The sequence below is a fragment of the Vibrio sp. 10N.286.49.C3 genome (genome assembly GCF_041469545.1).
Taxonomy (GTDB): Bacteria; Pseudomonadota; Gammaproteobacteria; order Enterobacterales; family Vibrionaceae; genus Vibrio; species Vibrio tasmaniensis_A.
This window is the reverse complement of record NZ_JBFRKT010000009.1, coordinates 84,879-97,311: the sequence shown is the minus strand read 5'-3', so window position 1 is coordinate 97,311 and position 12,433 is coordinate 84,879. Positions and strand designations below refer to the sequence as shown.

The 12,433-nt window shown below is 44.8% G+C and carries 9 protein-coding genes; 3 read left to right on the top strand and 6 right to left on the bottom strand.

The genetic code is table 11. The features are described 5' to 3' along the window. Window positions 1-106 precede the first annotated feature (106 nt). Window positions 107-1,540 carry a serine-type D-Ala-D-Ala carboxypeptidase gene (dacB, locus tag AB4180_RS04955; protein ID WP_102249138.1) on the top strand — a complete coding sequence of 478 codons (1,434 nt, stop codon included), beginning with the start codon at window positions 107-109 and terminating at the stop codon, window positions 1,538-1,540. A 108-nt stretch (window positions 1,541-1,648) separates the two neighbouring features. On the opposite strand, the gene AB4180_RS04950 is transcribed toward dacB, so the two are convergent. Then, a complete protein-coding gene (locus AB4180_RS04950; RefSeq protein WP_009847552.1) occupies window positions 1,649-2,494 on the bottom strand; it encodes a magnesium transporter in 846 nt (281 codons plus the stop codon). 438 nt (window positions 2,495-2,932) lie between these two features. Next, window positions 2,933-4,120, bottom strand: a complete 1,188-nt coding sequence (tyrS, locus tag AB4180_RS04945) for a tyrosine--tRNA ligase (protein WP_004734518.1) — start codon at window positions 4,118-4,120, stop codon at window positions 2,933-2,935. A 129-nt stretch (window positions 4,121-4,249) separates the two neighbouring features. Between tyrS and AB4180_RS04940 the strand changes: the two genes are divergently transcribed. Continuing rightward, window positions 4,250-5,539: a peptidoglycan DD-metalloendopeptidase family protein gene (locus tag AB4180_RS04940; protein WP_009847553.1), complete on the top strand. Its 1,290-nt coding sequence runs from the start codon at window positions 4,250-4,252 to the stop codon at window positions 5,537-5,539. 96 nt (window positions 5,540-5,635) lie between these two features. Here the strand turns inward: AB4180_RS04940 and AB4180_RS04935 are convergent, their stop codons facing one another. The 3 genes from AB4180_RS04935 to erpA all read right to left on the bottom strand — a co-directional run bounded on the left by AB4180_RS04935 (window position 5,636) and on the right by erpA (window position 10,539). Beyond that, the gene (locus AB4180_RS04935; protein WP_102249139.1) at window positions 5,636-8,725 is read right to left on the bottom strand and encodes an efflux RND transporter permease subunit; all 3,090 of its coding nucleotides are present in this window, start codon (window positions 8,723-8,725) and stop codon (window positions 5,636-5,638) included. A gap of 10 nt (window positions 8,726-8,735) precedes the next feature. Beyond that, a complete protein-coding gene (locus AB4180_RS04930) occupies window positions 8,736-9,860 on the bottom strand; it encodes an efflux RND transporter periplasmic adaptor subunit (protein WP_102249140.1) in 1,125 nt (374 codons plus the stop codon). 337 nt (window positions 9,861-10,197) lie between these two features. Continuing rightward, entirely contained in the window at window positions 10,198-10,539 is a 342-nt protein-coding gene (gene erpA / locus AB4180_RS04925) for an iron-sulfur cluster insertion protein ErpA (protein WP_004734539.1), read from the bottom strand. Between the two features lie 296 nt (window positions 10,540-10,835). Here erpA and hemL point away from each other — a divergent pair, with 296 nt between their 5' ends. After that, window positions 10,836-12,131: a glutamate-1-semialdehyde 2,1-aminomutase gene (hemL, locus tag AB4180_RS04920; RefSeq protein ID WP_012604713.1), complete on the top strand. Its 1,296-nt coding sequence runs from the start codon at window positions 10,836-10,838 to the stop codon at window positions 12,129-12,131. Window positions 12,132-12,272: 141 nt separating this feature from the next. On the opposite strand, the gene AB4180_RS04915 is transcribed toward hemL, so the two are convergent. Next, entirely contained in the window at window positions 12,273-12,398 is a 126-nt protein-coding gene (locus AB4180_RS04915) for a hypothetical protein (RefSeq protein WP_009847557.1), read from the bottom strand. Window positions 12,399-12,433 lie beyond the last annotated feature (35 nt).

Genomic DNA, 12,433 nt, shown 5'->3' with positions numbered 1-12,433 from the left:
TTATCTAATTGATTAATTAGTTAATTGAGAATCAAAACGCCCGCTCTATAGCGGGCGTTTTTTATATCTGTATACTGAAAACATCAGTCATCCAAGAAAACCTTCTATGCGCCTTCTATCCAGCTTACTCCTATGTGGTTTGTCACTGTGTAGCTATTCAATTAGTGCTTTCGAATACCTCCCTCTAGATAAACTGCCCGATGGCAGTAGCACAAGCTTGATACTGAAGTCATTGAGTGATGATTCGAGTGAGTTGAACACCAATAGCGATGGCTTTTACCCTCCCGCCAGTACGTTAAAGCTAGTCACCGCTTTGGCAGCCAAATTGGAGTTAGGAGATAATTTTAACTACACGACCAGCATTGCGCGTTCTAATAAAGATGTCGTGATCGCATTCAGTGGTGACCCTACACTACAAAGAGAGCATCTAAAAAATCTTTTAGATCAATATGCTAAATCGCAATCTAAAACAATCAAGGGCAACTTATACCTCGATAACTCAGCTTTTACTGGCTATCAACGAGCGGTTGGTTGGCCTTGGGACATTTTAGGCGTTTGTTACAGCGCTCCCTCTAGTGCAATGACCTTAGACAGTAACTGCGCACAAGCCTCTATTTATACAAAAGATAACGGTACAACACGCGTATATATCCCAGCTCACTATCCGATAGACGTGACAACCTCAGCAGCCACGGTAACTCGCTCTGGCCAAAAGGCAACGCAATGCGACTTGGAGCTTATTACTACCCCAGATAACACTTACAAGCTCTCTGGTTGCTTAGTTGAACGTAAGAAACCACTGCCGCTCAAGTTCGCGATTCAAAGTCCAGAACTTTACACCTATCAAGTCGTTACATCGATTCTTAAAGAACTGAGAATTGAAGTAAAAGGCAATGTGGTCGTTGGCAAAAAAGCTAAAGCAGGCAAAAGCACGTTAATCGCAAGTCACAGCTCAGAGAAACTTCCCGAACTGATTAATATCATGCTCAAGAAATCAGACAATCTAATAGCAGACAACCTAACCAAAACACTGGGTGCGACATTTTATGTTCAACCGGGCAGCTTTAATAACGGCACTGAAGCGATAAAGCAGATATTACTGACCAAAGCCAATATTGACCTAAGCCAAGCACAGTTGGTCGATGGTTCAGGGCTATCCAGAAATAACCGCATGACCTCGCAAACCATGGCTCAGGTACTTCGTTATATCTGGGAGAACGATAAACAGCTCAACCTGATTGAGGCTATGCCTACATCTGGCACTGATGGCACGCTCAAATACCGTCAAAGCATGAGAAAAGCACCAATCCAAGGCAACATTATTGCCAAAAGTGGTTCTTTGTATGGGAGCTACAACATGGCTGGCTTTGGTTTAGATAAAGCGGGAAAACCAAACTCTCTATTTGTACAGTTTGTCCGTGATTACTTTCCTGACACACCAGATCCAGAAAAACCAGTAGAAGCACCCATCACCCAGTTTGAACGAGCTTTCTACACAGATGTAGTTGAATTCAGTCAAACACAGAGCAAATCTAAGTAATGTTCAACTCTGTTTAAGCTTCTACTTAAGCAATAAAATGGCGCTGAAGATCTTGAATCTTCAGCGCCATTTTTTTCTCTAAGGTGTTTTTAGCTATTTTTATAAACGCTAAGCGATCCCTAAGAATGAATTAACCACAGTGAAGTAGATCCACATTCCAGAGATATCCACTATCGAAGCCAGTACAGGGCTCACTAACACAGCAGGATCAAGTTTGAAGAATCGAGCGACTATCGGTAACCCGCCGCCGAGTACAGTTGATATGGTCACTTGAATAAACAGAGCAACAGCAATCGCGTAAGCAATCATATTAATGTCGTAACCACCCGTTGACTGGTTGTCACTGAATAATAAGATTCGGCCAATCATCACTAAGGCGATCGCAAGAGCTAAACAGATAGCAACTCTAAGCTCTTTCCATAGAACGTTGGCCCACTGGCGTTTCTTCAATTCCCCTGTGGCTAAGGCCCTAATGACCAAAGTCGCAGCTTGTGTTCCTGTGTTGCCACCCGCGGCAGCGATTACCGGCATATAGATCGCCAGAAGTACTAGCTGGCTAAGAATATCTTCATACTGAGCAATGATAAGCCCAGAGACAATGCCCAGCAGTGCTAAGGCAATAATCCAACCGATACGCTGCCTAACATGGCTAAGCACTCCAGTTGAAAGGTAACCTTGTTGAGGTTCAACCTCTGAGTAGATCAGCCCTAGTTGGTGAGCTAGATGTCGAGAGCGCTTCTCAAAGCCCTGCTCTTCTAGCTCACTAAGTAAAGTCTGAATCGTACTAAGAGAGCATTGCCCAAGCACTAACACCGCATCTTCAAGTGGCATGCGGTTTAAAAGGTTAATTTGTTGCTCACGCCCATACTGTTGAAAGGCATTCGATACAGCTTGGATGTCTTGCTCTGAGTACAGAGCTTCAATAGATAAAAAAGTGTTGTTCATTACCGTCATGGCGAATCTCCCGATTGGCAAAGGTAACGACCATCAAAACAAGTAGCCTATAGAGAGTACCCCGAGAGTATAAAGCGGTGTACTCCAAGAGCGTATAGCTATATACATCAAGAATATACAACTAAGCGCACCAAGAGCTTAAAGCACTGACGTGTCTACTTGTTAGAATCTAGAGTGTGGAAAAGAATGAAGGGAAAACAGATACCCTACCCGAACGGCAGGACAATAGATCAATACCGAGACGAGTTATTCTTCTCCATTCAAACTAGGAGGATGGTCGGTATTGTTCATAAAAATCTCCAAAATTACTGTCAGCTCGACAGCGCGCATAGTGTAGCAATCCTGTAAAAAATTCTTCGTCAACTTTCTGTCAATAAATAGGGGTCAATAAAAAAGGCATCCGAAGATACCTTTTCTATAAATCATTGAGATTTAATATTACTTAATAGTAATACGAGCAAACTTACGCTTACCTACTTGGTAGACCGCAGTACCTGCTTCAGGTACGAATTTGCTGTCTTCAATCTTCTCGCCTTCAAGCTTAGCTGCGCCTTGCTTGATCATACGCATCGCATCAGAAGTCGAGTTTACAAGACCTGCTTCCTTTAGAACGTTCGCAATTGGCAGGCCAGCTTCGAATTCGAATTCAGGCATTTCATCAGGAACTTGGTTCTTAGCAAAACGGTTAACGAACTCTTGCTCAGCGGCTTCAGCATCGGCTTCGCTGTGGAAACGAGCAATGATCTCTTTAGCAAGAAGTACTTTCACGTCACGAGGGTTTTTTCCCGCCTCAACGCCAGCTTTCAGTTCCGCAACTTCTTCAAGAGGACGGAAAGACAGTAGCTCGTAGTAGCTCCACATTAGATCGTCAGAGATAGACATGATCTTACCAAACATCTCGCTTGGTGCTTCGCTGATACCGATGTAGTTGTGCGCAGACTTAGACATCTTCTTAACGCCGTCTAAACCAACAAGTAGTGGCATCATCAGTACCGCTTGTGGTTTTTGACCTGCTGCTTTTTGCAGTTCACGACCCATTAGAAGGTTAAACTTCTGGTCAGTACCGCCAAGCTCAACATCGCTCTCTAGTGCAACAGAGTCGTGACCTTGAAGAAGTGGGTACATGAACTCGTGGATTGCGATCGGTTGACCACCAGCGTAACGCTTTTTAAAGTCATCACGCTCAAGCATACGAGCAACAGTTTGGTTAGAAGCAAGACGAATCATGCCTTCTGCACCAAGCTCAGATAACCACTCAGAGTTGAAACGAATTTGCGTTTTCGCAGGATCTAGAATCTTGAATACTTGCTCTTTGTAAGTTTCAGCATTCTTCAATACGTCTTCACGGCTTAGCGGTGGACGTGTTGAGTTCTTACCTGATGGATCACCAACCATTGCTGTGAAATCACCGATAAGGAACGTCACTTCATGACCAAGCTCTTGGAAAGCACGAAGCTTGTTAAAGATAACCGTATGGCCTAGGTGGATATCTGGAGCGGTTGGATCGGCACCCAGTTTAATGCGTAAAGGACGACCTTCTTTTAGTTTCGCAATCAGTTCGTCTTCTGGAATCAGTTCTTCTACGCCACGTTTGATCTCGGCTAGTGCAGCTTCAATACTCGCCATTCTTGTTCACTCCCACAGATTTGGCAAAAATATAATAATTAGACATCTTACTTGAATAGCGATGTATTTTGAAACCAGTTACACTATTCCGTCGTCTATTTTCATAATATTTACAGAACGAACCGGAACATGTTGTCTATTTTTGCACGCCTTCCCATTTTGCACCGGGCATTTATCGCATTTTTTAGTGCCGTAATTTTTATCGCTATTTTCTTACTCCCCGACGTCAACAGCTTACGTGACGATACGGGAGCTTTAGTCGTTGGAAAACACTACCCACTGACGATCAGTGCATCAGCACTTGTTAGCTCAAGTGACGCACCACCGACGGCAGTACTCAAATGGGAGAAATACACCGTTCGCTCTGGCGAAAGCACCTCTGTTTTATTTGAACGTATTGGCCTTTCATACCGTTTACTGATCACTCTACTCAATACCAACAACGATATTAAAAAGCAGCTGTCCAATCTAAGACCTGGCGACGTATTACAATTCGGCTTTGATGAAAACAACGACCTTATTCAGTTGAAGCGACAACTTAGTGCGTTTGAAAGCTTCAAGATCACTAAGTCTGGCGATTCATTCTCCTCTAGCTTCGACAAAAAGGAAGTGGCCTACCAATACAACTATGCCGAAGCCAACATCACGTCTAACTTCTGGAACGCCGGCGTCAATGCAGGCCTAACTGCAAACCAAATTATGGAACTGGCGGGCATCTTCGGTTGGGATATCGACTTTGCGTTGGATATTCGCAACAACGACAGCTTTAAGATTTTGTACCAAGAGAAAGTCGTTGAAGGCGAAGTGATAGGTCGCGGCAAGATCATGGCGGCAGTATTCAAAAACCAAGGTGATTCATTTACCGCGGTATTAGATGATAGAAGCGGCAACTACTTCGATGAAAATGGTCGTGCCATGAAGAAAGCCTTCTTGCGCTCACCGATTGATTTTCGCCGTGTAACATCGAACTTTAACCCTCGTAGAAAACACCCAGTAACCGGTAAGGTTCGAGCTCACCGAGGCACCGACTACGCAGCCCCTGTTGGCACACCTATCTGGGCAGCCGGTGACGGTATTGTTCAGAAATCGGGTTATAACCAATTCAATGGTAACTACGTGTTCATTCGCCACAGCAACACCTATATCACTAAATACTTGCATATGAAGCGACGTATGGTAAAAACAGGTCAGCGCGTAAAACAAGGCCAAACCATTGGTACTTTGGGCGGTACAGGCCGTGTGACTGGCCCGCACTTACACTATGAATTCTTGGTCAATGGCGTACATAAAAATGCGCGAACCGTGAAATTACCGCAATCTAAGTCGTTAACCGGTAAAGCAAAAGCAACCTTTATTGCCAACTCAGAGATTCGACTGAATAACCTTGAGCGATACGGCCAGTTGCTAGCGACTAATTAGGCAACTAGATACCAATTAGGTTAAGAGCCCTATAAACCAACGAAAAGAGCGCCCACCAAGGCGCTCTTTTTTATGTTCATCGAACCACTGTATCTACTATTTTTCAGGCTTCTTATCTCGCCCTAGCATTAATAGACAAGGCGTCAGCACCAAGGTTAGTACCGTTGCAAATGCCAACCCTCCCGCAATCGCCGTAGCGAGTTGCGACCACCATTGGGTACTCGGCGCGCCAAACTCTATTTTTTGGTTAATCAGATCAATGTTCATCTCTAATACCATCGGCATCAAGCCTAATATGGTAGTGACCGTAGTAAGCATCACTGGTCTTAAACGCTGAACACCGGTTCTCAGAATTGCATCGCGCTTATCTAAGCCTCTTTTGATTAGCTGATTATAGGTATCAATCAGCACGATATTGTTGTTCACCACTATACCTGCCAGTGCAATCACTCCAATACCGGACATCACGATACCAAACGGACGTTGGAAGATAAGCAGACCAACAAACACACCAACCGTAGAGAACAGCACCGCACTAAGAATCAGGAATGCTTGATAGAAGCTATTAAACTGAGTAATCAAAATCAACGCCATTACCGCCAGTGCAACCATGAATGCACTTTGTAGGAAGGCCGAAGAATTTTCTTGTTCTTCATTCTGACCACGGATACGAAACTCGACACTACTCGGTAGCCCCAATTCACTTAACGCTTGCTCAATCTTTGGCAGTTCGAGGGCAAGGTTATAGCCCTCTTCCATATCCGCCATGATGTTCACTACGCGCTTACCATCGAGGCGCTTAATCGTATCTTGCTTATGGTCGGGAACAATCTGAGCAAAGTTGGTGATCGGCACCAAGCCAGCAGGTGTTTTGACTCTCAACTGGTCAAAGCGTCCGATATCTCTTTTATCATTAGGGTAACGCACCAAGATATCGACCTCTTCTGAAGAATCATCAGGCAGGTAATCACCAATCTTGAGACCATTGGTAACGAATTGAACGGTATTACCCACCAAGGTCGCATCAGCGGAAAAGCGTGCGGCATCGTCTCGGCGAATATCCACTTTCCAATCAATGCCATCTTTGCTTGCTGTATCACTGATGTTAGTCAGAGCTTGATTACCATCCGCCCAGTTTCTTACAATTTTTGCAGCCTGATTCAGCTGTTCTGGTGTTGTTGCTGACAGCTCAATCACTAAATCATTTTCAACCGGAGGCCCTGCATCTGGAAACTTATATTCAATCTCAACACCAGCGTATTGATCGGTTTGCACCTTTAATTCATCAATAATCGCTTTAACACTACGACGATATTGCCAATCAACAGGAGTAATCGAGATCAAGCCAATCTGGTCGTCCCCGCCCGTGCGTGTGTAAACAGTATCGAACTCATCATGATTAAGCATCATTTGCTCAATATCGCGCATGATGTCATCTTTTTCTTGAATAGAAAGATCACCATGTGAGCGAACTTTGACATTAAAGAATGGTGGATCAACCTCAGGGAAGAACTCTGCACCTAAGCCCGCTTTGGAGTAAGTAAAACCAACTGCAACCGCGAGCAATATCGCACTGAACAGAATCTTAAAGGGATGCTTAATCGCAATCGAAAGCGTGTGGTAATACGCCTTGGTTAAGCCCGTTGCTTGTGAAAAATCACCATTATGCAGTGCCACCATTCGAGCTTGGCTCTTGGGCGATACGTATTGAGGTTTGCCAATCAAGCCACCTAATACCGGTACAAACAACAACGCCATAATCAATGAAGCGGTTAGCGTTGCAATCAGTGTTAGTGGCAGAAACTTCATGAATTCGCCTGTCACATCCGGCCAAAACAGTAACGGAGCAAATGCAGCTAAGGTTGTCGCTGTCGATGCGGTTATCGGCCACGCCATCCGTTTCGCTGCGTCTCGGTAAGCTTCTTTTCTACCTTCACCTTCTTGCATTCGCCTATCGGCAAACTCGGTAACAACAATCGCGCCGTCGACCAACATACCAACGGCCATGATCAAAGAGAACAGAACCACAATGTTGACGGTTAGACCAAACACAGACAACACCAACAATCCCGTGAGGAATGATCCAGGTATTGAAATTCCAACCAATAACGCGGTTCGAACACCAAGAATGGCGATGATAACGATCACCACTAAAATGATGGCGGACAAGATATTGTTTTGAAGATCGTTGAGCATGATCTTCACGTCTTTAGATTCATCCCAAGTGTATTTAACCAATAAGTTATTTGGCCATTCCGCTTGTTGTTGAGCACCAGCCATAACCGCTTTAACTAACTCTACGGTTTCGATGATATTTTCACCCGCACGCTTCTTGATATCCAAGACCACCGCAGATTTACCATCTAAACGGGCAAAGCTTTCAGGATCTCGAAACGCTCGACGAACCGTGGCCACATCACCAAAGGTTACAACCTGTTTACCATCCACTTTGATAGGCAACTCAAGTACATCTTTTAAAGAGTTAAACACCGAAGGAACTTTGACTGAGAAACGTCCGTAGCCAGTGTCAACAAAACCAGCGGCGACCACTCGATTGTTCAGAGCGATCAGGTTATAGATATCCGCTTGATCTAAGCTGTAGCTCTCCATCAACAGCGGATCGACAATGATCTCGACGATGTCATCGCGATCGCCCGCAATATCGACCTCTAGAATTTGGCGATAGCTTTCGAGCTTATCCCCAAGCTCTCGGGCAATTTGCACTATGGTGCGTTCAGGAACAGTACCGAATAGCACAACAGACAGAACAGGTTGCTCAGACGCGAGTGTTACTTCATTTACGGTCGGCTCATCACTGTCTTCTGGCAATTTTGGTTTGGCTAAATCGACAGCATCACGCACATCAGCCATCGCTTTGGTGAGATCAACGCCAACATTAAACTCCAACACAACAGAGGCGTGGCCTTCTGCTGCGGTTGCGGTCATCTCTTTTACGCCTTCAATCGACCTCAGCTCTTGTTCTATCGGTCTAACCAATAAGCGTTCTGCATCGGTTGGCGAAATACCTTGGTGCCCAACAGAAACGTAGATAATCGGGATGGTAATATCGGGGCTCGATTCTTTGGGGATCGTGATATAGGTAACGACACCTGCGACCAATATGAGAGCTAAAAGAGAGAGCATTGTTCGAGCGCGAGACAAGGCTGCATCAATAATTGAATACATCGGTTATCTCCTACTCTGCGGTTACGTTAGAGAGTTCAGCGCCTTGCTCAACAGCAATCACAGAATCACCATCACGCACAAACCCTTGGCCTACAGTTATAATATCAACTCGCTGACCTAACCCTGTGAGCCAAACTCCATCTTGTTCTGCCTTTACTAGCTGAATACCTATAAATTTCACGGTTGGTGAGTCATCGGCTGAAACCAAAGTTTTGACCCCAAGATTACCGGCCTCATCCAGTGCCAGCATCGCAGGTGTTATCTTGATAGCATCACTTGTTTCTAGGTTGAGTGTTACTTCAGCACTGACACCGGCAGGTAACAGGCCATCGGAATTATCGATTTCAATCTCTATTGGGAAGGTATTAGTAGAAGCAGAAGAGATTCGAGAAACATAGCGCAGACGACCTTCCGCTTCTTCTCGCCCTAACAGACGAACCAAAGCAGATTGATTGACTAACAAATGCTGGATATGACGTTCACTGACATCGGCTTCGATGACCAGAGGGTCAAGATCAATCACACCCGCAACCGGATCGCCGACGCCTACGAAATCGCCAAGCTCAACCATCAAGTCTTGAACCACACCGGAGAAAGGCGATGTGATGACTGTATTTTTTAGAGCCAGTTCAGCATTACGCTTCATAGCCTTCGCTTCAGTTAACGAAGCCTCAGCTGTGGTGTAGGCTATCTCGCCTTGCAGCCCTCTTTTTTTCAGCGACTGCGCCGCTTTGAATTCCTTCTGCTTCAAGCGATATAAAGCAGAAGCTCGCTCTAGCTGAATCTCTAAGTCACCTTTATCTATCTGAGCAATGGCTTGCCCTACTTTAACCGTATCGCCTTTCACAACGTTCAACCTAACAATCTTGCCCGCGACTTCCGCTCCCAATCGAGCATGCCTATCGGGTGCTGTGCGACCATAAAGATCTATGGTTTTAAAGGTGGGGGATGAAGTGAATGTTTGAAAGGAAACCTTAGCCAACGGAATTTCTGTCGCTTTTTTTTCTGGCGACTCTTCCGCTTGCCCCACTCCTAAACCAAGCCAAATCGACAACAGTACAACTAGAACCAGAGAAACCAACCACGGCTGCTTCAGTTTCTGAAAAAATGGAGAGTTAGAAAATAGAGTGGGCATAGCAAATCCTTTTGTCCGATGTGATTAAGGCGCGCTAATTAGCTTAACACCGTCATATGCAACATCCTGATGCACAGAGGTAACTTTAACAGACCCACACCCAACGAAGTTGGACGCTATCGACAGTTTAAAAAATATGGCGTTTACTATAAAGCAAATGAATAAGGTTGAACTTAAGCATAACCACCCAAAATAACCTTGGCGTACATGCCTAGAATAAGTCGACTTACTGTCTGTTTTGTATGGTGTATTTTTTACAAACAAAAACACCGAGCATTGGCTCGGCGTTTAAAATATTTCTAATGTAGCTTTCCGTTCAAGCTACCTTTCGTGCACGCTAAACGCTAAATGATGCGCCACAACCACATGTTGTTGTCGCGTTCGGGTTGTTCACAAAGAAACGTGCGCCTTCTAGGCCTTCAGTGTAATCAACCATGCCGCCCATTAAGTACTGTAGGCTCATTGGGTCAACAACCAGCGTCACACCGCTATTTACAATGGTAGTGTCGCCATCATTTACTTTTTCATCAAATGTGAAGCCGTACTGGAAGCCACTACAACCGCCGCCTGTAATGTATACACGCAGTTTTAGCTCTGGGTTTTCTTCTTCAGCAATTAGCGTTTGTACGCGGGTAGCTGCTGCATCAGAAAAGGACAATGGGATATTTACTTCGCTCACGACAACCTCTCTTACCTGTGTCAAAAACAACATGATACAAATCTAAATCGAGACCATAGTTGTTGAATATTTTCTTATATTCTGGTGATTATCTAATACCTGACTGAAACGTTCAAGTATTCACCACAGGATCGTTCCTTTTACTGCTGTAAACTCGCTAATATCTGACAATTAAAACGCGTAACCACACAAAACAACCAGATTCGGGTGATTATATCAGCGAAGGCATTCCTAGTTGGATTCCGGATAGGTACAATGCGTGCCAATTGGTCCGACAGTCAAAAGAGGATATATCAATGACCAAATCAGCAGAGCTGTACGAAAAAGCACAGCAAACTATTCCTGGTGGCGTAAACTCTCCAGTTCGTGCATTCAATGGCGTAGGTGGTTCTCCTATCTTCGTTGAACGCGCTGATGGCCCACTTATTTTTGATGCTGATGGTAAAGCATATATCGATTACGTTGGCTCTTGGGGTCCAATGATCCTTGGTCACAACCACGTTGTTATTCGTGACGCTGTTATTGCAGCAGCTCAACGCGGCCTTAGCTTTGGTGCTCCAACCGAAACTGAAATCAAGATGGCTGAACTTGTATCTGAGATGGTTCCATCAATGGAACAGCTGCGTATGGTGAGCTCAGGTACAGAAGCAACAATGAGTGCGATTCGTCTCGCTCGTGGCTTTACTGGTCGTGACAAAATCCTTAAGTTTGAAGGTTGTTACCACGGCCACGCAGACAGCCTACTTGTAAAAGCAGGTTCTGGCGCACTGACTTTAGGTCAACCAAGCTCTCCAGGCGTACCGGCTGATTTTGCGAAACTAACGCTAACTGCAACTTTCAATAATCTAGATTCAGTACGTGAAATCTTCGCAGCAAACAAAGGTGAGATCGCGTGTATCATCGTTGAGCCTGTCGCGGGCAACATGAACTGTATCCCACCAGTAGAAGGCTTCCACGAAGGTCTACGTGAGATCTGTGATCAAGAAGGTGCATTGCTAATCTTTGATGAAGTAATGACAGGTTTCCGCGTTGCTGAAGGTTGTGCTCAGGCTTACTACAACATCAAGCCAGACTTAACGTGTCTTGGTAAAGTGATTGGCGGCGGCATGCCAGTGGGTGCTTTTGGTGGTCGTAAAGACGTGATGCAATACATCGCACCAACGGGGCCTGTTTACCAAGCAGGTACGCTTTCAGGTAACCCTGTTGCAATGGCTGCTGGCTACGCATGTTTGAATCTTCTAAGAGAAGAAGGCAACGAAAAGCGTCTAGCGTCTAAAACTAAGCAGTTGGCAAATGGCTTCAAGCAACTTGCTGACAAGCACGGCATCCCTATGCTAGTTCACCAAGTTGGCGGTATGTTTGGTTTCTTCTTCACAGACCAAGAAACGGTAACGTGCTACGAAGATGTAACTAAGTGTGATGTAGAACGCTTCAAGCGCTTCTTCCATCTAATGTTAGATCACGGTGTTTACCTTGCACCTTCAGCATTCGAAGCAAGCTTTACTTCTCTTGCTCATGGTTCAAAAGAACTGGATGCAACACTAGAAGCTGCTGACCGCTCTCTTGCGATCATTGCTGCTGAAAGCAAATAATCGAAAGCACTTTATAAGTCGCTAACCGATTGAATTTAGGGCTGCATTAGATGCAGCCCTTTTTAATACATCACGCTCGTTAACCACAAATATGACAGATTATTTACCCTTCGATTAAGGCTAAAACTGAACTAAAAACGCCTAACGTTCCCAGAAAAGAAAAACCAACAACATCAGCGTACCTAGGAACATTCTGAACCAAGGGATCTCTTTTTTTATTTGCTGTTCTTCGTCTTGGCATTTCTTATCTTTATTACAGCATCCCATTATCAAAACTCCTCATTGCTAACTCTCTGTTTTGC